The organism is Streptomyces sp. PA03-6a (assembly GCF_033792765.1).
Taxonomy (GTDB): domain Bacteria; phylum Actinomycetota; class Actinomycetes; order Streptomycetales; family Streptomycetaceae; genus Actinacidiphila.
The window spans coordinates 1-23,755 of record NZ_JARAVK010000040.1; the positions used below are offsets into that span (position 1 = coordinate 1).

A 23,755-nucleotide genomic window follows, 5' to 3' on the forward strand; every position below is an offset into this window, starting at 1 on the left:
CGGCTCCTTCGCCAACAACTGGATCGCCGAGTACAACGCCGGCCTGCCCCGGTACAACGAGTACAAGAAGGCCGACGAGAACCACCTGCTGGAGACCACCGGCAAGAAGCTCCGCAAGCTCATGAGCTGGGTGGACGAGGAGGCGTAAGTCCTCCGCACCGCGGTCGGAACGGTCCCGGGGGCGCCGCGCCCCCGGGACCGGCGGCTTTGGCCACCCCGTACACCCTCGTGCGGGTGATCCTTCCACGTTGGCGCAGGATGCCGGGCCCGCCGCCGATACACTCCATTAACAAGCGCGTCAGGCTCACAGCGTCGTGCGTCTTCCACGCGGCATGCCATCCCTCTCCACCGCCTTCGGCCGTCGGGACGCGGCCGTAGACCAGGGACTAGTGAGGACTCACGTGAGCAACCCCGTCGTACTCATCGCTGAAGAGCTGTCGCCCGCCACCGTTGACGCCCTCGGGCCGGACTTCGAGATCCGGCACTGCAACGGCGCCGACCGGGGAGAACTCCTGAGCGCGATCGCCGACGCCGACGCCATCCTGATCCGCAGCGCCACCAAGGTGGACGCCGAGGCCATCGCCGCAGCCTCCAAGCTCAAGGTCGTGGCCCGCGCGGGCGTCGGCCTGGACAACGTGGACGTCTCCGCGGCCACCAAGGCCGGCGTGATGGTCGTCAACGCCCCGACCTCCAACATCGTCACCGCCGCCGAACTGGCCTGCGGCCTGCTGATCGCCGTGGCCCGCAACATCGCCCCGGCGAACGCGGCCCTGAAGCAGGGCGAGTGGAAGCGCAACAAGTACACCGGCGTCGAGCTCGCGGAGAAGACCCTCGGCGTGGTCGGCCTCGGCCGCATCGGCGCCCTGGTGGCCCAGCGCATGTCCGCCTTCGGGATGAAGATCGTCGCGTACGACCCCTACATCCAGCCCGCGCGCGCCGCCCAGATGGGCGTGAAGATCCTCAGCCTCGACGAGCTGCTGCAGGTCTCCGACTTCATCACCGTGCACCTGCCCAAGACCCCGGAGACCGTGGGCCTGATCGGCGAGGAGGCGCTGCGCAAGGTCAAGCCGCACGTCCGCATCGTCAACGCCGCCCGCGGCGGCATCGTGGACGAGGAGGCGCTGTCCGCCGCGCTCAAGGAGGGCCGGGTCGGCGGCGCCGGCCTGGACGTGTACGCCAAGGAGCCGTGCACGGACTCGCCGCTCTTCCAGTTCGACAACGTCGTGGCCACCCCGCACCTGGGCGCCTCCACCGACGAGGCCCAGGAGAAGGCCGGCATCTCCGTCGCCCGCTCCGTGCGCCTGGCGCTCGCCGGTGAGCTGGTGCCGGACGCGGTCAACGTCCAGGGCGGTGTCATCGCCGAGGACGTCCGCCCGGGCCTGCCGCTCGCCGAGAAGCTCGGCCGGATCTTCACCGCCCTCGCGGGCGAGGTCGCGGTCCGCCTCGACGTCGAGGTGCGCGGCGAGATCACCCAGCACGACGTGAAGGTGCTGGAGCTCTCCGCCCTCAAGGGCGTCTTCGAGGACGTGGTCGACGAGACCGTCAGCTACGTCAACGCCCCGCTCTTCGCGCAGGAGCGCGGGGTCGAGGTCCGCCTCACCACCAGCAGCGAGTCGCCCGACCACCGCAACCTGGTCACCGTGCGGGGCACCCTCTCCGACGGCACCGAGGTGGCCGTCTCCGGCACGCTGGCGGGCCCCAAGCACATCCAGAAGATCGTCGCCGTCGGCGACGACGACGTGGACCTGGTCTTCGCCGACCACATGGGCTTCCTGCGCTACACCGACCGTCCCGGCGTCGTCGGCACCATCGGCCGCATCCTGGGCGACGCCGGCGTCAACATCGCGGGCATGCAGGTCGCCCGTGACCAGGCCGGCGGCGAGGCGCTGGTCGCGCTGACCGTCGACACCGCCATCCCGGCGCCGGTGCTGGCCGAGATCGCCGAGGAGATCGGCGCGAGCTCGGCCCGCGCGGTCAATCTCGAGGACTGACGGCCGGTTCGCTCCGCTGGGGGCGGCCGACCCGGGCGATCCGGGACGGCCGCCCCTTTGCCGTCAGCGCCGCCATCGCGGGGGAGCCGGGCCGGAAGCGCAGCGCCACCGCCGCCAGGAAGACCAGGCCCAGCACGGGGTACGGGGAGGCGAAGGGCTGCAGCCACCACGCCAGGTGCAGATCGAGGTCACCGGCCTTCGGCACGATCCACAGCGTGCGCGCCAGGAAGGCCACCGCGGCCACCCGCAGCGCCCAGCGCGGCGCTTCGGCGGCGAGCAGGATCAGCATCGGCACGCACCACACCCAGTGGTGCGACCAGCTGATCGGGGTGATGAGCAGCGCCGTCACCGCGCAGCACACCACGCCCCAGGGTTCCCGGCCCAGCCGGCCCATCCGCACCGAGACCGCGAGCCCCGCGCAGGCCACCACGAGCGCGGCGACCGCCCACACGGCGCCCGGGTGGGCGGTGTGCAGCATCCGGGCGACGAGGCCCTGCAGGGACTGGTTGTCGACGATCCAGACCTTGCCGATCCGGCTGGTGTCGAACAGGCAGCGGGTCCAGTAGTCGACGCTCGCGCCGGGCAGCGCGAGCGCACCCAGCAGCGTGGTGCCGGCGAAGGCGGCGGCGGCGACCGCGGCCTCCTTGCGCCGGCCGGTCAGCAGCAGGTAGACGGCGAAGATCGCCGGGGTGAGCTTGATGCCGGCCGCCACACCGATCGCGATGCCCTTGCCGCGTGCGCCGTCCGGCCTGCTCAGGTCCCAGAGCACCAGCACCGTGAGCAGCAGGTTGATCTGGCCGTACAGCATCGTCTGGAAGACCGGCTCGAGCCACAGCCCGAGGGCCATCGCCAGGAGCACCACCACCCAGCGCGAGCCGCGGGCGCGCGGCCACCCCGTCGCCCGGCAGGACAGGTGCGCGAGCAGCCCGAGCAGCAGCAGGTTGCCGCCCATGAAGGCCAGCTTCAGCAGCGGTACGGGCAGCCACGTCGTCGGTACGAACAGCAGCGCGGCGAAGGGCGGATAGGTCGCGGGCAGCTTCCACTCGGTGACGGTGAAGCCGTACAGGTCGGTGCCGTCGACGGCGGCCGCGCCCTCGGCACGGTAGACCTGCATGTCGGCCATGGGCACGGGCATCGACAGGCACAGCGCGGTGAAGGCGGCCAGCGACACGACCAGCAGCAGCCCGGCCAGGAGCAGTCTGCGGTCGGGGCGCGGTCTGCCGGGGACGGCCGGCGGCGTCCTCCACAGCGCTGGGCGTTCGCGTCCGTGGGCCTCCGTGGAATGAGTCACCGGCTCCCGATCCCCTTGTTTCGCTCCGCGGTGTCCGCGCGGGACGCGCGGGTCACCCGCGTCCTGCGCGTGTTGATCAAGCCCCCCAACGGCCTCGCGCCACGTTACTTGTGCCCCCTCGGGTCGGCAACAGTCCCATCAGTCCCCGAGCCCGGCCGTCTTGAGGGCTATGTGGAGCAGCAGCCGGTCCTCCCCGTCGTCGAGGTCGAGGCCGGTCAGCCGCTCGACGCGGGACAGCCGGTAGTAGAGCGTCTGGCGGTGTATCCGCAGTTCCGCGGCGGCGCGCCCGGCCTGCCCCGCACGGTCGAGGTACACCTCGGCGGTACGTGCGAGGTCGGCGTGCGAGGGCTCCAGCAGCGGGCGCACCGCCGGGTCCACCGCTCCGGTGGGCAGTGCGGCCAGCATCCGGTAGGGGCCGATCGCGTCCCACTCCGCCGTGCGCCCGAGCCGGGGCTGGGCGCGGGCGGCGCGGGCCGCGGAGACGGCCTCGTGCCATGCCTCGGGCAGCTCGGCCAGTCCCTGGCGCGGGGCGCTGATCCCGGCCCGCGCGCCCGGCTCCGCCGCCTGGCCGTTGCCCTCCATCAGCCGCGCGGCCGCCGTGAGCGCGGGCCCCGACATCGTCGACGTGCGCAGCCGCACCAGGGCGGCGAGCGCCGCGACCGAGGGCTCCCGGTGCGTCGCGCCCGTGGTCTCCCGCGGCGGCACCACGCACAGCGCGGCGGCGCCCGGCACACCGCGCGGTCCCGGGGCGTCGCCGTCCTCACCGCCCGGCCAGGGCAGGACGCACACCACCGCGTGGGCCGCGTCCGCGTCCGGGCCGAGCGCGGCCCGCAACGCCTCACGGGCGGCCGTGCGGCCGGGCCCGGGGGCGGAGCCGAGGAGATCGCCCAGCGCCCGGCCGGCGTCGGCGCCCGCGCGGGACTCGGCGGCCAGCAGCGCGCCGATGCGGGCGGCGACCGCCATGGCGGCGGCCAGTTGGGCGTCGGTGTGCCCGCTGGTGTCCAGCAGCCACACGTAGCCGTGGACGACGCCGCCGTGCCGCACCGGCAGGCACAGCCGGGGCCGGAACACCCCGGCGTCGGGGGCGGCGGGGATGCGGACCGGGGCCGTGGCGCGGGCGATGCCGAAACGCTCGAACCAGGAGCGGACCTCGGCGGTGGAGCGGCGGGTGAGGATCGACCGGGTCCGCACCGGGTCCATGGCACTGTCGTCGTCGCTGTCGTGCGCGCCGAAGGCGATCAGCCGGAAGTCGCGGTCCTCCAGGGTCGCGGGGGCGCCGAGCAGCGCCGAGACCTCGTCGACCAGCTCCTGGTAGTCACCGCGCACGCCGCCATTCTCCCTCATACATCTGTATGAGGGATGCCGATCGGATGCGTGACAGCTGTCGATGGTGGGCGGGGTAGGTGGATCCTAGATTTCACGGCGACGCTGCCTGCCCCCTGGGCAGCCCTTCCTCCAGGAGGAGACCGTGCTGGGTCCCGTGCTGCTCGCCGCCTCGCGCAGCGACCGTATGCGCCGCGTCGTCGCGGGCGCGCCGATCACCCGCCCCGTGGTGAACCGCTTCATCGCGGGTGACGAGCTGGCGCCCGCGATGGAGACCGTGCGGTCGCTGACCGCCTCCGGCCTGGAGGTCACGCTCGACCACCTGGGTGAGGACGTCACCGACAAGGCGACCGCGCTCGCGACCCGCGACGCCTACCTGCGGCTGCTGGAGGCCCTGAAGGCCGAGGGCCTGGGCACCCGCGCCGAGGTCTCCGTCAAGCTGTCGGCCTTCGGGCAGGCCCTGCCGGCCGGCGGCCACGACATCGCGCTGGAGAACGTCCGCCCCGTCGCCGACCTGGCGAGCGAGATCGGCACCACCGTCACGCTCGACATGGAGGACCACACGACGGTCGACTCCACCCTCGCGATCCTCGCCGACCTGCGCCTGCGCCACCCCGGCACCGGCGCCGTCCTGCAGTCGTACCTCTTCCGCACCGAGCAGGACGCCCGCGACCTCGCCGTCGCCGGCTCCCGCGTGCGCCTGGTCAAGGGCGCCTACAAGGAGCCCGCCACCGTCGCCCACCAGGACAAGGCCGAGGTCGACCGCGCCTACGTGCGCTGCCTGAAGATCCTGATGGCGGGCGAGGGCTACCCGATGATCGGCTCCCACGACCCGCGGCTGATCTCCATCGCCCAGGAGCTCGCCCACCGGCACGGCCGCAAGCAGGGCTCGTACGAGTTCCAGATGCTGTACGGCATCCGCACCGCCGAGCAGCGGCGCCTGGCCGAAGAGGGCGAGCGCATGCGCATCTACGTCCCGTACGGCGCAGACTGGTACGGGTACTTCATGCGGCGCCTCGCGGAGCGGCCGGCGAACCTGGCCTTCTTCCTGCGGTCCTTCCTCCCCACCCGCTGAGCCCACGACCCCACAAGGACACAAGGAGATGTCTTCCATGGACGCTGTGACCCAGGTCCCCGCCCCGGTGAACGAGCCGGTGCACTCCTACGCCCCGGGGAGCCCGGAGCGGGCCCGGCTGGAGGCGAAGCTGAAGGAGCTGGCCGGGAACCCGGTGGAGCTGCCGATGACCATCGGCGGCGTGCGGCGGATGGGCGGCGGCGAGCGCTTCGACGTCGTGCAGCCGCATAACCACGGCGCCCGCCTCGGCACCTACGCCAACGCCACGCAGGACGACGCCCGCGAGGCGATCGACGCCGCGCTGACCGCCGCCCCGGCCTGGCGCGCCATGTCCTTCGACGACCGCGCCGCCATCATCCTGCGCGCCGCCGACCTGCTGGCCGGCCCCTGGCGCGAGACGATCGCCGCCTCCACGATGCTCGGCCAGTCCAAGACCGCCCAGCAGGCCGAGATCGACAGCCCCTGCGAGCTGGTCGACTTCTGGCGCTTCAACGTGCACTTCGCCCGCCAGATCCTGGCCGAGCAGCCGATCGCCAACTCCCCGGGTGTGTGGAACCGCCTCGACCACCGCCCGCTCGAGGGCTTCGTCTACGCGATCACGCCCTTCAACTTCACCGCGATCGCCGGCAACCTGCCGACCGCCCCGGCCCTCATGGGCAACGTCGTGGTGTGGAAGCCCTCCCCGACGCAGACGCACGCCGCCGTGCTGCTGATGGAGCTGCTGGAGGAGGCCGGGCTGCCCAAGGGCGTCATCAACCTGGTCACCGGCGACGGCATCGCCGTCTCCGAGGTCGCCCTGGAGCACCCGGACCTGGCCGGCATCCACTTCACCGGTTCCACCCGGACCTTCCAGCACCTGTGGCGGACGGTCGGCAACAACATCGACAAGTATCGTTCCTACCCGCGGATCGTCGGCGAGACCGGCGGCAAGGACTTCGTCGTCGCCCACCCCTCGGCCGACCCGGCGGTGCTGAAGACCGCGCTGACCCGCGGCTCCTTCGAGTACCAGGGCCAGAAGTGCTCCGCCACCTCCCGCGCCTACATCCCGCGCTCCCTGTGGGAGAACGGCTTCAAGGAGGAGTTCGCGGCCGAGGTCGACGGCCTCACCATGGGTGACGTCACCGACCTGTCGAACTTCATCGGCGCCGTGATCGACGAGCGCGCCTTCGCCAAGAACAAGGCCGCCATCGACCGCGCCAAGGCCGACCCGACCGTCGAGGTCGTCGCCGGCGGCACCTACGACGACAGCGTCGGCTACTTCGTCCGGCCGACCGTCCTGGCCTCCTCCGACCCGGAGAACGAGATCTTCCGCGAGGAGTACTTCGGCCCGGTGCTCGGCGTCCACGTGTACGACGACGCCGACGAGGACGCCTTCGAGGCGATGCTGACCCAGATGGAATCGGTCGCCGCGTACGCGCTGACCGGCTCGGTCGTCGCCCGTGACCGCGCCGCGGTCGCCCACGTCATGGAGCGGCTGCGCTTCGCCGCGGGCAACTTCTACATCAACGACAAGTCCACCGGCGCCGTGGTCGGCCAGCAGCCGTTCGGCGGCGGCCGCGCCTCCGGCACCAACGACAAGGCGGGTGCCGCGCAGAACCTGATGCGCTGGACGTCGACCCGGTCGATCAAGGAGGCCCTGGTGCCCCCGACCGACTACCGCTACCCGCACATGGGCTGACCTCCGAGTCACCCGGACGAGCCCGCAAGGGGCAGGGCCCGGTACCCCCGATTCCGTGGGGTGCCGGGCCTTCGCCGTCTCAGATAGTAGGAAGTCCGAGTAATTGTGGAGACAGATCGGCGGAGCTGTCCTAGCTTTGTAGGAGCCGAACGTCTCGCTCCACCAGCGACCGGCGGACAGCCGCGCACCTGTGGCAGGTCACCCCCTGCAGCGCCGCTCCCCGCCCCGTTCTATGGCGACACAACCCTCTCTTCTTCTCCGGGAGCTGTTCACCATGGACGAGACCGCCCGCAAGAACGCCGCCGAAGCCCTCCAGCGCGCCCTGGACCGCCGTGACAACGGCGGATCGACGGGACACGAGCCGCGTTGACCGGCCACTCCGTTCCCCATCCCCTCCGCCGTCTGCGACGCCTGGCCTACCTGGCCGTCCGCGCGATGGTGAAGTGATCGATCCGTCTGCCGTTCTCGGCGAGCGCCGAGACGACCAGCCGCGCCGTCCCACCGGGCGGCGCGGGCTGTGACTCCACGGTCAGGAACGAGTGGCCGGTGTAGCGGACGCGTGACCACTCCACCGTCTCCGTGACCTTGTGGGCACCTTTCACCCAGTGGTACGTCTCCACGCCGTCCAGGTCCTTGACGTGCCCTTCGTGGCTGTCGGGCACCGGGAAGGCGTACAGGCTCTTCCCGGCGCCGCCCGCCGTGACGTAGACGATGCCGTCCCGCTCGGGGTGCGTGGTCGCCCCGATGGGGACGTCCTTGCCCACGGCGTCGCGGCGCACCGCGTCGGTGCGCTCGTAGACGTGGTTGTGCCCGTTGACCACCAGGTCGACCCGGTGCTTGTCGAAGAGCGGCACCCAGGCCTCGCGCACCCCGCCCTCGGAGGCGTGCGCGCTGGTGGTCGAGTAGGCGCAGTGGTGGAAGAAGACGACGACGAAGTCGACGCCGCGCCGGGCCCGCAGTTCGCCCAGCCGCCGGTCCAGCCAGGCGGTCTGCCGGCCGCCGCTGATCCCGTGGTTGGCCGGGATCTCGTACGACACGTCGTTGGCGTCCAGCGCCACGACGGCCACGTTGCCGTAGCCGAAGGAGTAGACGCCGGGGAGCCGCGCCGGGTCAGGGCCGTTGCCCGGCAGCGACCAGCGGGCCTCCTGGCCGCCGTAGCCGTTGGGGGAGTACCAGGCCTCCATGTCGTGGTTGCCGAGCGCGACCATCCACGGGACGCGTGAGGCGACGCTCTCGGTCTGGGCGAGGAACTGGTCCCACACCCGCGCGTCGTAGGTGTCGCCCTCCGTGCCCCGGCCCGAGTCGTCGGCGTAGCAGATGTCGCCCGCGTGCAGGTGGAACGCGGGGTTCTGAGCCAGGATCAGACTGTCGTTGGCCAGGGCGTGGTAGCTGACACCCTGGTCGCCGAAGGCCGTGAACACGAACGACCTGCGCTGCCCGGGGTCCGGGGCGGTGGCGAAGGAGCCGATCGTGGCGTAGGCGGGCGCCGACGCGGGGTCGAAGCCCTGGTGTCCCACGCCGTAGTAGTACGTGGTGCCGGGGCGCAGCCCGTCGAGCGCCGCGTGCAGGTAGTACTGCTCCACCGCGGGCAGTTCCTTGCCGAGCGCCGCCGTGTGCAGCGGGCGCACCTCGGCCTCGATCCGCTGCCCGAGGTCCCAGGGCCGCAGTCCCACCCGGACGAACGGCCCCCGCACCGGCAGCGGCACCTGCCAGGAGACGCGCATCTGGGTCCCGGGATCGGCGCCGAAGGCCAGGTGCCGGCCGAACGGGGCCACCAGCGCACCGTCCACGTGGACCGCGGCCGGCGGGGCGGGCGCCGTGGGGAAGCGCGCCGGTGCGGCGGCCGGCTCCTTCCCGGCGTACGCGGACGCGCCCAGCACACCGGCCCCGGCGACGATCCCGGCGGCCGCGACACCGCCCCGGATCACTCGTCTGCGGGAGTGCCGCTCCCGCAGCCAGGCGTGCTGCTCCGCCATGCTCAGACGGCCGGCGAGGTCCTCGTCGATGCCCATGCGTGGAGTGTCCATGGACAGGGAATTCCCTTCCGCCACCAACTCAGCACGGTCATACGGGTGAACAGCACCTGGCGCGTACAGGAGGCGTCCGCCATGCGGACATCATGTGTCATTCCATGGACGGCAGAGTAGGGTTCTCGCCATGTCTCGCAGCATCAGTCTCGCAGTGATCCCCGGCGACGGAATCGGACAGGAGGTGGTGGCCGAGGGCCTGAAGGTCCTGTCCGCCGTCCTCCCGCAGGACGTGAAGCTGGAGACCAAGGAGTACAGCCTCGGCGCCAAGCGCTGGCACGAGACCGGCGAGACCCTGCCGGACGCGGAGCTGGAACAGCTCAAGGCCCACGACGCGATCCTGCTCGGCGCCGTCGGCGACCCGTCGGTGCCCTCGGGCGTCCTGGAGCGCGGGCTGCTGCTGAAGCTCCGCTTCGCCTTCGACCACCACGTCAACCTGCGGCCCTCCCGGCTCTTCCCGGGTGTGAAGGGTCCGCTGGCCGGCGAGCCGAGCATCGACTTCGTCGTCGTCCGCGAGGGCACCGAGGGCCCGTACGTCGGCAACGGCGGCTCCCTGCGCACCGGTACGCCGCAGGAGGTGGCCACCGAGGTCAGCCTCAACACGGCGTTCGGCATCGAGCGCGTGGTGCGCGACGCCTACGCCCGCGCCCAGGCGCGCCCCCGCAGGAAGCTGACGCTGGTCCACAAGAACAACGTCCTCGTGCACGCCGGCCACCTGTGGAAGAACATCTTCGACAAGGTCGGCGAGGAGTACCCCGAGGTCACCACCGACTACCTGCACGTGGACGCGGCGACGATCTTCTTCGTCACCCAGCCCGAGCGCTTCGACGTGATCGTCACCGACAACCTCTTCGGTGACATCCTCACCGACCTGGCCGCCGCCGTGACCGGTGGCATCGGCCTCGCCGCCAGCGGCAACATCAACCCGAGCGGCGCGTTCCCGTCGATGTTCGAGCCGGTGCACGGCTCCGCCCCGGACATCGCCGGCCAGGGCAAGGCCGACCCGACCGCCACCGTGCTCTCGGTCGGCATGCTGCTGCGGCACCTCGGTTACACCGGCGAGGCAGAGCGGATCGAGGCCGCCGTCGCCGCGGACCTCGCCGAGCGCTCCGGGACGCGCAGCACCAGCGAGATCGGCGACGCGCTCGCCGCGCGAGTAGCCGGCTGACCGCCGGGTTAGCCTCCACCAGTCGGCCCGGCCGGTCAGTGACCGCTCCACGACTGACCCTGACCTCTCGGGCCGCGCATGTATGTCCCCGGCCCCGCCGCTGCGATAATCAGCGGTGGGGCCGCTGTGCGAGGGGGAACTCGGACGTCCTAGCACCTCGGGACGGCGGGTGCGGTCCGCCCTGACCCTGACGCGAAGGACACGACAGATGACGACGCCCACGATCGAGCTCAAGCCCTCCTCGCGCCCGCTGCCCGACGCGCAGCGCGAGGCGATCCTCGCCAGCCCCGGCTTCGGCCGCCACTTCACCGACCACATGGTGACGATCCGGTGGACCGAGGGCCGTGGCTGGCACGACGCGGAGCTCGTCCCGTACGCGCCGCTCTCCATCGACCCCGCGAACATGACGCTGCACTACGCGCAGACGATCTTCGAAGGCCTCAAGGCCTACCGTCAGCCCGACGGGTCCGTCGCCACCTTCCGTCCCGAGGCCAACGCCGAGCGCTTCCAGGCCTCCGCCCGTCGCCTGGCCATGCCCGAGCTGCCCGTCGAGACCTTCCTCGCCGCCGTCGACGCGCTTGTCACCCAGGACGAGGCGTGGGTGCCCAGCCAGGGTGAGCAGTCGCTGTACCTGCGTCCCTTCATGTTCGCCACCGAGGTCGGCCTCGGCGTCAAGCCGGCCAACGAGTACCTGTTCATGGTCATCGCCTCCCCGGCCGGGGCCTACTTCCCCGGTGGCGTCAAGCCGGTCTCCGTCTGGCTCTCCGAGGAGTACGTCCGTGCCGCGCCCGGCGGCACCGGCGCCGCGAAGGCCGGCGGCAACTACGCCGCGTCGCTGGTCGCCCAGGCCCAGGCCATCGAGCACGGCTGCGACCAGGTCGTGTGGCTCGACGCGATCGAGCGCCGCTGGATCGAGGAGATGGGCGGCATGAACCTGTACTTCGTGTACGGGGACACGATCGTCACCCCCGAGCTCACCGGCTCCCTCCTCCCCGGCATCACCCGCGCCTCGCTGCTGCGCATCGCCGCCGACCTCGGCTACGAGGTCCGCGAGGGCCGCATCTGCGTGGACGACTGGAAGAACGGCAACGCGGACGGATCGCTGACCGAGGTCTTCGCCTGCGGCACCGCGGCCGTCATCACACCGGTCGGTTCCGTGAAGTCCACCCGCGCGGACTGGACCGTCGGCGACGGCAAGCCGGGCGAGGTGACCATGAAGCTGCGCAAGGCGCTGCTCGACATCCAGACCGGCCAGTCCCCCGACACCCACGGCTGGATGCACCCTCTGGGCGGCTGACCGCCCACCGCCCCCGTACGGCGCCGCGCCGGGCAGGACCCGGGCGGCGCCGCACAGCTGTCCGTGCGACGGCGGGGCCGGGCGGGGGAGCGGCCCCGCCTCACACGGTGACCGCGACCCGTTCCGGGGTCGGCGCCGGCGGCACGGGGTGCGGGCGGCCCGCGTTGAGCACGAGGTACACCGCGGCCGTGACGGCCCCCGACATCAGGAAGCTGAGGTCGATCCCGCCGGTCACGGACAGCAGGGGCCCGCTGTAGGCCGGGGTGTCGACGGCGAGCAGCCCGATGCCGGACCCCGCCGCCCAGGCGAGCGTTGCCTGCACGTTCCAGCCGCCGCGGTACCAGTACAGGCCGCCGCGGCTGCGCCGGTTGTAGACCTGGAGGGCGTCGGCGTCGTAGCGGCCCCGGCTCCGGGCGAATCCGATGAGGGTGACGACCGCCCACGGGGTGCCCACGGCGGTGAGCAGCAGGACGAACGAGGTCATCGCGTCCTGAGCGGCCCAGGCGAAGTGCCCGAGGTAGACCAGCGCGGTGGAGACCGCGGCCACCACGTAGGTCGCCTGCGTGCGCGTCGCCCGCGGCAGGATCGCGTCCAGGTCCAGGCCCATGCTGTAGAGCATCAGCCCCGCGTTGCCCACCGAGCCCGCCGACGCGTTGGCCAGCAGCAGCACCAGGTACCAGGCGGGCGCCGCCGCGACCAGCGGCCCCGCGTAGTCCTCGCCGGCCCCCACCGCGAGCGCGGTGAAGGTGCCGAAGAGCTGGGGCACGAGCAGTCCGGCGACGAGCCCGGCGCAGGTGGCACGGAAGACCCGCGGCTGGGAGAAGCGGCGCGGCGATATGTAGCGCGTGTAGTCGCCCAGCAGCGTGATGAACGCGATCGGCCCGCTCAGGCCCGCCGAGACCGTGGCGAGCAGCCAGGTCGGCCAGAAGCCGCCGAGCAGGTACTGCGTGCCGGCGGGCGCGGCCGTCGTGAAGTCCCCCGCGTACGCGAGGACCCCGATGACCAGCAGCACGGTCAGCCCTATGGACAGGGCGCGGCTGAGCCGCAGCAGCATCCGGTAGCCGAAGACGGCGGACGTGGCGGTGCAGGCCGCGAGCAGGGCGTAGACCACGGCGTAGCTCCAGCCGCCGGCCGGCAGCCCGACGAGCCGGCCGAGGCAGCCGACGACGGCGTCGCCGCCGACCCACAGGGTCAGCGCGGTGTAGCCGAGCGACAGCAGCAGGCCGATGACCGAGCCGAGCAGCCGGCCGCGCACGCCGAAGTGGGCGCCGCTGCTCGTGGAGAGGTTGGTGGCGGTGCGCAGCGAGACCAGCGCGAGCGGGGCGACCAGCACCGTGCCGACCACAGTGCCCAGGACCAGGGACGTGACGGAGGCCCACCAGCCGAGGCCGAACGAGACCGGGAGCCAGCCGAAGACGATCACGCCCAGCGCGAGGTTGGAGCCCAGCAGGATGCTGACCAGGTCGCGGGGGCGACTGGTCCGTTCCTCGTCGGGGACGGTGTCCACTCCGCGTTGTTCGATCTGCATGGCGGGCTCCCTTGCCGTGCCGGGAAAGTTTGAACGCCACTCAATTTCCTCCGACCCTGCGCCGAGGTCAATACTTCCCCTGGGTGGCTTTCAGGTTTAGAGTGGTGCTCTAATCGGTGATCGATGTGGGAGGTCGATGTGGGAGGTGTGGAGGCGTGAGGCTCACCCCGACCGAGCGCGACCGGCTGCTGCTGTTCGGTGCCGCGGAGCTGGCCCGGGCCCGCCGGGCGCGCGGGCTGCGGCTCAACGTGCCCGAGGCCACCGCCCTGATCGCCGACACGGTCTGCGAGGCCGCGCGGGACGGCGCGCGCCTCGCGGAGGCCGTCGAGGCCGGCCGTGCCGTGCTCGGCCCCGGCGACGTGCTGCCCGGCGTGGCGGACGTGGTCACCGAGGTCCACGTGGAGGCCGTCTTCGACGACGGCTCGCGGCTGGCCGTGGTCACGGACCCGATCGGCGGGGGCTCGCTGGGGGCGGACGCCCCCGGCGCCGTGCTGCCCGGCCCGGCCCACCCCGAGCGGCCCCCGGAGGTGGTGGTGGCCGTGCGCAACACCGCTTCCGTACCGGTCAGCGTGACCTCGCACTTCCACTTCTTCGAGGCCAACCCCCGGCTGGACTTCGACCGTTCGGCGGCGTACGGCATGCGGCTGCACGTGCCGGCCGGTTCCTCCGTGCGCTTCGGGCCGGGGGAGGCGCGGGAGGTCGGCCTGGTCCCGGTCGGCGGCGACCGCGTGGTGATCGGCTTCGCCGGGCTCGTCGACGGTCCGCTCGACGCGCCCGGCGCGAAGGCGGAGGCGTTGCGGCGGGCCGCCGCCTGCGGATACCTGGGAGCGCAGTCATGAGCATCGACCCGTACGAGTACGCCGCCGTGCACGGACCGCGTGCCGGGGACCGGGTCAGGCTGGGCGACTCGGGCCTGGTGGTCCGCGTCGAGTCGGACTCCCAGCGGCCCGGGGACGAGTTCCTCGCCGGGTTCGGCAAGACCGCCCGCGACGGGCTGGCACTCAAGGCCGCCGCCGTCCGCGAGACCTGCGACGTGGTGATCAGCAACGTGCTGGTCATCGACGCGGCCGTCGGCATCCGCAAGGCGTCCATCGGCATCCGCGAGGGCCGCATCCACGCCATCGGCCGGGCCGGCAACCCCGACACCCTCGACGGGGTGGACGTCGTGGTCGGCACGGGCACCTCCATCGTGTCCGGCGAGGGGCTGATCGCCACCGCCGGAGCCGTGGACACCCATGTCCACCTGCTGTCCCCGCGCATCATGGAGGCCTCGCTCGCCTCCGGGGTCACCACGATCATCGGCCAGGAGTTCGGGCCCGTGTGGGGCGTCGGCGTCAACTCGCCCTGGGCGCTGCGGCACGCCTTCAACTCCTTCGACGCCTGGCCCGTCAACATCGGCTTCCTCGGCCGCGGTTCGTCCTCCGACCCGGCGCCGCTGGTCGAAGCGCTCGCCGAGGGCGGGGCGTCCGGCTTCAAGGTCCACGAGGACATGGGCGCCCACACCCGCGCCCTGGACACCGCGCTGCGCGTGGCCGAGGAGCACGACGTCCAGGTCGCCCTGCACAGCGACGGCCTGAACGAGTGCCTGTCCGTGGAGGACACCCTGCGCGTGCTGGAGGGCCGTACGATCCACGCCTTCCACATCGAGGGCTGCGGCGGCGGGCACGTTCCCAACGTGCTGAAGATGGCGGGCGTGCCCAACGTCATCGGCTCCTCCACCAACCCCACCTTGCCCTTCGGCCGCGACGCGGTCGGCGAGCACTACGGGATGATCGTCTCCGTCCACGACCTCAAGCCCGACCTGCCGGGCGACGCCGCGATGGCGCGCGACCGCATCCGCGCCGGCACGATGGGCGCCGAGGACGTGCTGCACGACCTGGGGGCGATCGGCATCACCTCCTCCGACGCCCAGGGCATGGGCCGCGCCGGTGAGACCGTACGCCGCACCTTCGCCATGGCCGGGAAGATGAAGTCCGAACGCGGCCCCCTGGAGGGGGACGGCCCGGACGACGACAACGCCCGCGTGCTGCGCTACGTCGCCAAACTCACCATCAACCCGGCGATCGCCCACGGCCTCGCCCACGAGATCGGCTCGATCGAGGTCGGCAAGCTCGCCGACATCGTGCTGTGGCGGCCGCAGTACTTCGGCGCCAAGCCGCAGATGGTGCTCAAGTCCGGCTTCCCCGCGTACGGGGTCACCGGCGACCCGGGCGCCGCCACCGACACCTGCGAACCGCTGGTCCTCGGCCCGCTGTTCGGGGCCCACGGCGCGACCGCCGCCGACCTGTCCGTGGCGTTCGTGGCCCGCGCCGCCCTGGAGCTGGAGCACGACCGGATGCCCACCCGGCGCCGCCGCGTCGCCGTGCGCGGCACCCGCGGCATCGGCCCGGCCGACCTCGTCCTCAACTCCCGCACCGGGCAGGTCGACGTGGACGGCGGGACGGGACTGGTGACGCTCGACGGCGACCCGCTGCGTTCCGAGCCCGCGGAACAGGTGTCGCTCAGCCGTCTCTACTTCTTGTGACAAGGACCAGCACCATGCCCACCACCCCCGCCGCCGACGGCTACACGATGCCGCCCGAGTGGGCGCCGCACACCCGCACCTGGATGGCGTGGCCGTCCCCCAGCGTCACCTTCGACGGCGCCGAGGACCTGGCCGTGTCCCGTGCGGCCTGGGCCGCCGTGGCCCGGACGGTCGCCCGCTTCGAGCCGGTGACCGTCGTGGCACGGCCCGAGGACGCCGCGGGCGCCCGGGAGCTGCTCGGCTCCGGCGGCGCGCACGTCACGGTCGCCGAGGCGCCGCTGGACGACGCCTGGATGCGCGACATGGGCCCGACCTTCCTGACCGGCGCCGGACGCCTCGCGGCCGCCGACTGGACGTTCAACGGCTGGGGCGCCCAGGAGTGGGCGGCCTGGGGGCACGACGCGGAGATCGGCGCCTTCGTCGCCGGACGGGCGGGCGCGACCCGCTACGGCACGTCCTTCGTGAACGAGGGCGGCGGCATCCACGTCGACGGCGAGGGCACCGTGCTGCTCACCGAGACCGTGCAGCTCGACCCGGGCCGCAACCCGGGCTGGACCAGGGAGCGGGTGGAGGCCGAGGTCCACGCCTTCCTCGGCACCCGCAAGGCGATCTGGCTGCCCCGCGGTCTCACCGCCGACTACGGCCGCTTCGGCACCCGCGGGCACGTCGACATCGTGGCGGCCTTCGTCCGCCCCGGCGTGGTCGTCGTCCACGGCCAGCAGGACCCGGCCCACCCCGACCACGCCGTCTCCCGGGAGGTCACGTCCCTGCTGCGGGCCGCCACCGACACCAAGGGCCGGCCGCTGGAGGTCGTGGAGCTGCCCGCGCCCGAGGTCCAGGAGGTGGACGGGGAGCTGGTCGACTACTCCTACGTCAACCACTACCTCTGCAACGGCGCCGTGATCCTGTGCGCCTTCGACGACCCCGCCGACGAGGTCAACAAGGCCGTCTTCGAGCGGCTCCTCCCGGAGCGGGAGGTCGTGCTGGTGGACGCTCGTACGATCTTCGCCCACGGTGGTGGTATTCATTGCGTGACCCAGCAGCAGCCCCAGGTGTGACCGCCCCGGAGGAACAGTGACCGGACCCGCCCGCCCGCGGCGGCGGCTCAAGCAGCCCCGCGAGGACGTGATGGCCGCCGCCATGGCGACCATCGCCGAGCGCGGGCTGGCCGAGCTGACCATCGCGGGCCTCGGCCGGCAGGTCGGCATGAGCAGCGGCCACGTCCTCTACTACTTCGGCAGCAAGGACGAGCTGCTGCTGCAGACCCTCGAATGGAGCGAGGAGCAGCTCGCCGCCGAGCGCCGGCGGGTGCTGGGCAGCCCCACCGCTCCCCGGGAACGGCTCGACGCCGTCATCGACCTGTACCTGCCCGACGGGCGCCGCGACCCGCGCTGGACGCTCTGGTCCGAGATCTGGAACAGGACGACGGCCGCCGAGGAGGTGCTCCGCCGCCAGCTCGACCTCGAACTGGTCTGGCACCGCGACCTGGTCGCCCTGCTCGCCGAGGGCATCTCGCGCGGCGACTTCCGGCCACTGGACCCCGAGCGCTTCACCGTACGGCTGAGGGCGCTGCTGGACGGCTTCGGCGTGCCCCTGGTCATCGGGCTGCCCGGGCTGGACCGCGAGCAGGCCCTGGGGCACGTCAAGGAGTTCCTGGACGACGCCCTCACCCCGGCGCCCGCCGTCTGACGACGGCCCGCCGTCGACCGGGTGCCCGCATCCTGAGACCGTGTCCCACGCCCGCGGGTCCTGTGGCAGACTGCCGATGTGCCCTCGTTCGCCATGATTATCGGCAGCAGGCGCGCCGGTCCTCAGTGATCGCCGAACCGCAGACCACCGCGGAAGCGACCACCGTGTCCCAGACCCGCGCGCAGACCTCTCGCACCCGCGAGGGGTCTTTTCGTTTCCCGGCCCACCCGTGCCGGAGGCGGTGCAGCGCGAGGGAAGATGGGGGCAAGTGGAGCCCGGTCTTCCGGAACCACTCACCCGACAGGAGTTGGAACGAACCATGACGGCCGTACTGGACGACAGCTTCCACGTCTTCGACACCACGCTGCGCGACGGCGCGCAGCGCGAGGGCATCAACCTCACCGTCGCCGACAAGCTGACGATCGCCCGGCACCTGGACGACTTCGGGGTGGGCTTCATCGAGGGCGGCTGGCCCGGCGCCAACCCGCGCGACACCGAGTTCTTCGCGCGCGCCGCCGCCGAGCTGGACCTGTCGCACGCCCAGCTGGTGGCCTTCGGCGCCACGCGCCGCGCCGGCGGCAATGCGGCGGAGGACCCACAGGTCAGGGCGCTTCTGGAGTCGGGCGCACCGGTCATCACCCTGGTCGCCAAGTCCCATGACCGGCACGTCGAGCTGGCCCTGCGGACCACGCTGGAGGAGAACCTGGAGATGGTCCGGGACACCGTCTCCTACCTGCGCTCCCAGGGCCGCCGGGTCTTCGTTGACTGCGAGCACTTCTTCGACGGCTACAAGGCCAACCCGGGGTACGCCAAGGAGGTCGTGCGCGCCGCCCACGAGGCCGGCGCCGACGTCGTCGTCCTGTGCGACACCAACGGCGGGATGCTCCCCGCCCAGATCACCGCCGTCGTCCGCACCGTGCTCGCCGACACCGGCGCCCGTCTGGGGATCCACGCCCAGGACGACACCGGCTGCGCCGTCGCCAACACCCTCGCCGCCGTCGACGCGGGCGCCACGCACGTCCAGTGCACCGCCAACGGCTACGGCGAGCGGGTCGGCAACGCCAACCTCTTCCCGGTCGTGGCGGCGCTGGAGCTCAAGTACGGCCGCAAGGTCCTGCCGGCCGGCGCCCTCGTCGAGATGACCCGCATCTCGCACGCCATCGCCGAGGTCGTCAACCTCACGCCCTCCACCCACCAGCCGTACGTGGGAATCTCGGCCTTCGCCCACAAGGCGGGTCTGCACGCCTCGGCGATCAAGGTCGATCCCGACCTCTACCAGCACATCGACCCGGAGCTGGTCGGCAACACCATGCGCATGCTGGTCTCCGACATGGCAGGCCGTGCCTCGGTGGAGCTCAAGGGCAAGGAACTCGGCATCGACCTCGGTGACGACCGCGAGCTGATCGGCCGGGTCGTGGCGCGCGTCAAGGAGCGCGAACTCGCGGGCTACACCTACGAGGCCGCCGACGCGTCCTTCGAACTCCTGCTGCGCGAGGAGGTCGAGGGCCGCCCGCTGCACTACTTCCGGGTCGAGTCCTGGCGCGCCATCGTCGAGGACCGCCCCGACGGCACCCACGCCAACGAGGCGACGGTCAAGGTGTGGGCCGACGGCCAGCGCATCGTCGCCACCGCCGAGGGCAACGGCCCGGTCAACGCGCTGGACCGCGCGCTGCGCGTGGCGCTGGAGCGGACCTACCCGCAGCTGGCGAAGCTGGAGCTGGTGGACTACAAGGTCCGCATCCTGGAGGGCAAGCACGGCACGGAGTCCATCACCCGGGTACTGGTCTCCACCTCCGACGGCATCTGCGAGTGGTCCACCGTCGGCGTCGGCGAGAACGTCATCGCCGCCTCCTGGCAGGCCCTGGAGGACGCGTACGCGTACGGGCTGCTGCGCGCCGGCGTGGAGCCGCGCCGGAACGACTGACGGCCGCCGGCCGATGAGCTCGGCGGATGCGGACGCGGACGCGGACACGGCACCGACCGCGTCCGCGTCCCCTTCCACGGCGGCCCAACTGCCGTGCATACGCGCGTAGAACGCCGGGCACACTCCTCCTGCTCCACCTGCTCCAGCTGCACAGCCGCCCCACCGGAAGCACGGTCACCAGCAGGAGGAATCCCCATGAAGATCCGCTCCGTCCTGAGCGCACTCGTCCTCGCGCTCGGAGTGCTGTTCGCCCCCGGCGTCGGTCTCGCCGCGTCCCACGACGCCTACGCCGTCACCAAACTGACGCACGCCCAGGCCACGACGATGTTCCGCAACGCCGGGATCACCTGGTCCTCGTCAGGTGGCTGTTCCAACCGCAACAACGCGACCTGCACGTCCTTCGACCAGCTCAACCAGGCGACCGCCCAGGGCGCGGTCACCCTGAAGGGCGCCACCGGCTGCGCCCTGAACATCACCGGCGGCACCGAGACCGGTCACGCGAGCGGCACCTACTCGCACTGGAACGGCTACAAGCTCGACTACGGCAAGAACAGCTGCGTCACCAACTACATCCACAGCGCCTTCACCTACATCGGCCTGCGCGGTGACGGCGCCCCCCAGTACCGCTCCGGCTCGGGCAACATCTACGCCGACGAGGGCAACCACTGGGACGTCCTTTACTACAACTGCGGCGGCTGCTGATCCTCGCCGGGTGAGCCGCCCGCGGCCCGGTCCCGGCCGAGCCGCGGGCGGTCACGCCCAGGCCCGCACCTCCACCGGGTCGCCCACCGCGATCGTGCCCGGCCGGAGCACCGCCGCCTTCATCGCGAAGCTCACCTTGTTGCCGTACTCCGGCTCCCGCCGGTAGCCGGCCAGGGTGCGCACCGGCTCAGGGCCGGCCGTACGGCCGGTCGCCTGGTCGACCAGCGGCACGGAGCAGCGCATCGCGCGGACGGAGTAGCCGAGCCGGGCGGTGCCGACGTCCATGAGCCGCACCCGGTCCTCGGTGTGGGGCTCGCTCCAGCCGCCGACCACGATGTTGGGGCGGAAGCGGTCCATGGGCACGGGCGTGCCGCCGCGCTCGGTGATGCGCCGGTTGAGGTCGTCGAGCGAGGCCAGCGAGGCCACCGAGAGGGCGTGGGCGTCGGCGAAGTTGACCTTGCCGGGGTGCTCGCCCCAGCCGTCCCGGTCGAAGCCCGGGCGCACGCGCACCAGGCGCGAGGACGCCCCCAGCGCCTCGGAGAACCAGCGCGCGGCCTCCTCGCCCTGGTCCACCGCCGGCCCCAGCGGCCGGTCGAACAGGACCACCTCGCGCGGCGGCCCCTCGTACGCCACTTCCAGCGTCAGTTCCCCGGCACCGGGCGCCGACAGCGTCAGGTGCTTGCCGTCGTCGGTGACGTCCGCGCGCACCACGGCCATCCGCGGCAGCGTCCGCTGGCTGCGGAAGGACCCGTCGGCGGCGTCGACCACCATGAACGTACGGTCGTGGGCCAGACCGGTCGCGCCGACGGCGACGCCGTCCAAGGGCACGCCGGCACAGCCCTTGACGGGGTAGCAGGTCAGCGAGTGCACGGTCGCGGCGGTCATGGGGCTCGTCCTTCCCGGGGCGGAGAAACCCATTCGATCACGCTCCCGCCCCCGGCGTACGGTCATCGCGTGACCGATGACACAGCGATACGGATCAGGCCAGGACAGGCCGCGGACGCGGACGCGATCACCGCGGTCTTCCTCGCCTCCCGGGCGGCCGCGATGCCCTGGCTGCCCCGGCTGCACACCGACGAGGAGACCTGGTGGTGGGTCGCGAACGTCGTCCTGGAGCAGTGCCGGGTGTGGGTCGCGGAGCAGGCCGCGACCGGTGCCGCGGCCGGCTTCGCGGCGCTCGACGGCGACTGGCTGGAGCACCTCTACCTGCGGCCCGACGCGCGCGGACGCGGCATCGGCTCGCGGCTGCTCGACGAGGTCCTGCGTCACCACCCGGACGGCCCACTGTCGTTGCACGTCTTCCGGCGCAACGCCGCGGCACGCGCGTTCTACGAACGGCACGGCTTCCGGGCCGTCCCCGGCAGCGGGAGCACCGCGAACGAGGAGGGCGAGCCCGACCTGACCTACCGTCTGCCGCCCGTGGCCGACCGGTGACCAACGGCACACGTACCGACCAGTAACGCGGGGGTCCCGCGGATCATAAGGTGAGCGCCGTACGCTCCCCACCCTCGACCCCGGGAGACCGCATGCGTTCCGCGAAGGACTTCTTCCGACCGCTGGCCGTGGGGGCCCCGGCCCCCGTACGGGAAGTACCGTTCCGGCCGTCGCGGATGATCCACTTCTTCGATCCGAGCAACGAGAAGATGGCCGCGAAGGTCCCCTCCATCGCGCCCAAGGTGGACGTCCTGCTGGGCAACCTGGAGGACGCCGTCTCAGCCGACCGCAAGGAGGCCGCCCGCGCCGGGCTGGTCGGCACGGCCAAGGCCCACGACTTCGGCGACACCCAGCTGTGGACCCGGATCAACAGCCTGGACTCGCCATGGGCGCTGGACGACCTGCTGACCCTGGTCGCCGAGATCGGCCACAAGCTCGACGTCGTGATGGTGCCCAAGGTGGAGGGCGCCGAGGACATCCACTACGTCGACCGGCTGCTCGCCCAGCTGGAGGCCAAGGCGGGCATCGAGCGGCCGATCCTGGTCCACGCGATCCTGGAGACCGCCACGGGCGTGGCGAACGTCGAGGAGATCGCCGGGGCCAGCCCCCGGATGCAGGGCATCTCCCTCGGCCCGGCGGACCTCGCGGCGAGCCGCCGCATGAAGACCACCCGCGTCGGCGGGGGCCACCCGGGGTACCTCGTGCGGGAGGACCCCAAGGACCCCGAAATGGAGCTGCCGCGGCTGACCTTCCAGCAGGACCTGTGGCACTACACGATCGCGCGCATGGTCGACGCCTGCGCCGCGTACGGGATCCTGCCGTACTACGGGCCCTTCGGCGACATCAAGGACACCACCGCCTGCGAGGACCAGTTCCGCAACGCCTTCCTGCTCGGCTGCGTCGGGGCGTGGAGCCTGCATCCGGTGCAGATCGACATCGCCAAGCGGGTCTTCTCCCCGGCGCCGGCGGACGTCGCCTGGGCGCGCAGGGTCATCGACGCCATGGGTGACGGCACCGGAGCGGTGATGATCGACGGCAAGATGCAGGACGACGCCACGGTGAAGCAGTGCCGCGTCGTCGTCGAGCTCGCGGAGGCGCTGGCCGCCCGCGACCCGGAGCTGGCGCAGGCGTACGAGGCCGCGTACAAGGAGCAGGAGCAGAACCGATGACCGACGCGATCCTGCGGCCGCGCCGCTCCGTCCTCTACATGCCCGGCGTGAACGAGCGCGCCCTGGAGAAGGCGAAGACCCTCCCCACCGACGCGCTCATCCTCGACCTGGAGGACTCCGTCGCACCGGACGCCAAGGCCGACGCCCGCAAGCGGGTCGCCGCTGCCGCCGCCTCCGGGGAGTACGGGTACCGGGAGGTCACCATCCGGGTGAACTCGCCCGGCACCCCCTGGCACGAGGACGACCTGCGGGCCGCCGCGGAGGCGGGCCCCGACGCCGTGGTCGTCCCCAAGGTCGACTCGGCCGCGACCGTGCACGCCGTCGAGCGGGCCCTGGAGGCCGCCGGAGCCCCGGACCGCACCGCCATCTGGGCGATGGTGGAGACCCCGCGCGCGATGCTGGACGCCCGTGCCATCGCGGCGGCGTCGCAGCGGCTCCGCGTCCTGGTGATGGGCACCAACGACCTCGCCAAGGAACTGCACGCCGAGCACGTCCCGGGCCGGGCCCCGCTCCTCACCGGGCTCTCCCTCGCCCTTCTGGGTGCGCGCGAGGCCGGCAAGGTGATTTTGGACGGTGTCTACAACGACGTCACGGACGAGACCGGCTTCGAGGCGGAGTGCGTCCAGGGCCGGCAGTTCGGCTTCGACGGCAAGACCCTCATCCACCCCCGGCAGGTGGAGGTCTGCAACAGGGTCTTCGCCCCCTCTCAGGAGGAGGCCGACAGGGCGCGGCGCATCATCGAGGCCTTCGAGGAGGCCGTGGCCGAGGGCCGGGGGGTGGTCACCGTGGACGGCCGGATGATCGAGAACCTCCATGTGGATGACGCCCGGCGTGTCCTTGCGCTGGCCGAGGCGGTATCCGGAAGGTAGCGGTCCCGTTGCGTCCGGGTGGACGACCGCTACAAAGAAAAGGTCCCGCACGTGCCGTGCGGGGCC

Annotated in this window: 19 protein-coding genes and 1 pseudogene; 15 read left to right on the forward strand and 5 right to left on the reverse strand. The window is 72.3% G+C overall.

Annotated features, from left to right (window positions below):
- A pseudogene (locus PV350_RS12670) lies at positions 1 to 148 on the forward strand (ketol-acid reductoisomerase); the annotation flags it as partial.
- Between the two features lie 253 nt (positions 149 to 401).
- Positions 402 to 1,991, forward strand: a complete 1,590-nt coding sequence (gene serA, locus PV350_RS12675) for a phosphoglycerate dehydrogenase (RefSeq protein WP_499514159.1) — start codon at positions 402 to 404, stop codon at positions 1,989 to 1,991.
- Here serA and PV350_RS12680 read toward each other — a convergent pair.
- Both PV350_RS12680 and PV350_RS12685 read right to left on the reverse strand, forming a co-directional pair.
- Positions 1,975 to 3,282 (reverse strand): glycosyltransferase 87 family protein, encoded by a 1,308-nt coding sequence (locus PV350_RS12680; RefSeq protein ID WP_500333777.1) that lies wholly within the window; start codon positions 3,280 to 3,282, stop codon positions 1,975 to 1,977. The two genes, serA and PV350_RS12680, sit on opposite strands and share 17 nt — an antisense overlap.
- Positions 3,283 to 3,420: 138 nt before the next feature.
- Complete coding sequence (locus tag PV350_RS12685; RefSeq protein ID WP_499514161.1) at positions 3,421 to 4,608, reverse strand: PucR family transcriptional regulator; 1,188 nt, start codon at positions 4,606 to 4,608, stop codon at positions 3,421 to 3,423.
- Positions 4,609 to 4,750: 142 nt separating this feature from the next.
- Between PV350_RS12685 and PV350_RS12690 the strand changes: the two genes are divergently transcribed.
- Positions 4,751 to 5,680, forward strand: coding sequence for a proline dehydrogenase family protein (locus PV350_RS12690; protein ID WP_499514162.1), 930 nt, complete (start codon positions 4,751 to 4,753; stop codon positions 5,678 to 5,680).
- 37 nt (positions 5,681 to 5,717) lie between these two features.
- Entirely contained in the window at positions 5,718 to 7,358 is a 1,641-nt protein-coding gene (gene pruA, locus PV350_RS12695) for an L-glutamate gamma-semialdehyde dehydrogenase (protein ID WP_499514163.1), read from the forward strand.
- A 416-nt stretch (positions 7,359 to 7,774) separates the two neighbouring features.
- On the opposite strand, the gene PV350_RS12700 is transcribed toward pruA, so the two are convergent.
- Positions 7,775 to 9,385 (reverse strand): purple acid phosphatase family protein, encoded by a 1,611-nt coding sequence (locus tag PV350_RS12700; protein WP_500333779.1) that lies wholly within the window; start codon positions 9,383 to 9,385, stop codon positions 7,775 to 7,777.
- A gap of 130 nt (positions 9,386 to 9,515) precedes the next feature.
- Between PV350_RS12700 and PV350_RS12705 the strand changes: the two genes are divergently transcribed.
- The gene (locus tag PV350_RS12705; RefSeq protein ID WP_500333780.1) at positions 9,516 to 10,553 is read left to right on the forward strand and encodes a 3-isopropylmalate dehydrogenase; all 1,038 of its coding nucleotides are present in this window, start codon (positions 9,516 to 9,518) and stop codon (positions 10,551 to 10,553) included.
- A 208-nt stretch (positions 10,554 to 10,761) separates the two neighbouring features.
- A complete protein-coding gene (locus PV350_RS12710) occupies positions 10,762 to 11,850 on the forward strand; it encodes a branched-chain amino acid aminotransferase (RefSeq protein WP_500333781.1) in 1,089 nt (362 codons plus the stop codon).
- A 100-nt stretch (positions 11,851 to 11,950) separates the two neighbouring features.
- Here PV350_RS12710 and PV350_RS12715 read toward each other — a convergent pair whose 3' ends face one another.
- On the reverse strand, positions 11,951 to 13,378 hold the full coding sequence (locus PV350_RS12715; protein ID WP_499514167.1) for a cytosine permease: 1,428 nt from the start codon (positions 13,376 to 13,378) through the stop codon (positions 11,951 to 11,953).
- 155 nt (positions 13,379 to 13,533) lie between these two features.
- Between PV350_RS12715 and ureA the strand changes: the two genes are divergently transcribed.
- From ureA to PV350_RS12745, 6 genes are all read left to right on the forward strand, one after another.
- Positions 13,534 to 14,217, forward strand: a complete 684-nt coding sequence (ureA, locus tag PV350_RS12720) for an urease subunit gamma (RefSeq protein WP_499514168.1) — start codon at positions 13,534 to 13,536, stop codon at positions 14,215 to 14,217.
- The gene (locus PV350_RS12725) at positions 14,214 to 15,902 is read left to right on the forward strand and encodes an urease subunit alpha (RefSeq protein ID WP_499514169.1); all 1,689 of its coding nucleotides are present in this window, start codon (positions 14,214 to 14,216) and stop codon (positions 15,900 to 15,902) included. The genes ureA and PV350_RS12725 overlap by 4 nt, the downstream gene beginning before the upstream one ends.
- 14 nt (positions 15,903 to 15,916) lie before the next feature.
- A complete protein-coding gene (locus PV350_RS12730) occupies positions 15,917 to 16,960 on the forward strand; it encodes an agmatine deiminase family protein (RefSeq protein WP_500333782.1) in 1,044 nt (347 codons plus the stop codon).
- Between the two features lie 16 nt (positions 16,961 to 16,976).
- Positions 16,977 to 17,591 carry a TetR/AcrR family transcriptional regulator gene (locus PV350_RS12735; RefSeq protein WP_499514171.1) on the forward strand — a complete coding sequence of 205 codons (615 nt, stop codon included), beginning with the start codon at positions 16,977 to 16,979 and terminating at the stop codon, positions 17,589 to 17,591.
- Positions 17,592 to 17,910: 319 nt separating this feature from the next.
- Complete coding sequence (gene cimA, locus PV350_RS12740; protein ID WP_499514172.1) at positions 17,911 to 19,515, forward strand: citramalate synthase; 1,605 nt, start codon at positions 17,911 to 17,913, stop codon at positions 19,513 to 19,515.
- A gap of 195 nt (positions 19,516 to 19,710) precedes the next feature.
- A complete protein-coding gene (locus tag PV350_RS12745; protein WP_499514173.1) occupies positions 19,711 to 20,217 on the forward strand; it encodes a hypothetical protein in 507 nt (168 codons plus the stop codon).
- Positions 20,218 to 20,268: 51 nt separating this feature from the next.
- On the opposite strand, the gene PV350_RS12750 is transcribed toward PV350_RS12745, so the two are convergent.
- Positions 20,269 to 21,102, reverse strand: coding sequence for an MOSC domain-containing protein (locus tag PV350_RS12750; protein ID WP_500333783.1), 834 nt, complete (start codon positions 21,100 to 21,102; stop codon positions 20,269 to 20,271).
- A 69-nt stretch (positions 21,103 to 21,171) separates the two neighbouring features.
- Here PV350_RS12750 and PV350_RS12755 point away from each other — a divergent pair, with 69 nt between their 5' ends.
- The 3 genes from PV350_RS12755 to PV350_RS12765 all read left to right on the forward strand — a co-directional run bounded on the left by PV350_RS12755 (position 21,172) and on the right by PV350_RS12765 (position 23,689).
- Positions 21,172 to 21,651 (forward strand): GNAT family N-acetyltransferase, encoded by a 480-nt coding sequence (locus tag PV350_RS12755; RefSeq protein WP_500333784.1) that lies wholly within the window; start codon positions 21,172 to 21,174, stop codon positions 21,649 to 21,651.
- Positions 21,652 to 21,743: 92 nt separating this feature from the next.
- Positions 21,744 to 22,820, forward strand: coding sequence for an HpcH/HpaI aldolase/citrate lyase family protein (locus PV350_RS12760; protein ID WP_500333785.1), 1,077 nt, complete (start codon positions 21,744 to 21,746; stop codon positions 22,818 to 22,820).
- Positions 22,817 to 23,689, forward strand: a complete 873-nt coding sequence (locus PV350_RS12765) for an HpcH/HpaI aldolase/citrate lyase family protein (RefSeq protein ID WP_500333786.1) — start codon at positions 22,817 to 22,819, stop codon at positions 23,687 to 23,689. The genes PV350_RS12760 and PV350_RS12765 overlap by 4 nt, the downstream gene beginning before the upstream one ends.
- Positions 23,690 to 23,755: the final 66 nt, after the last annotated feature.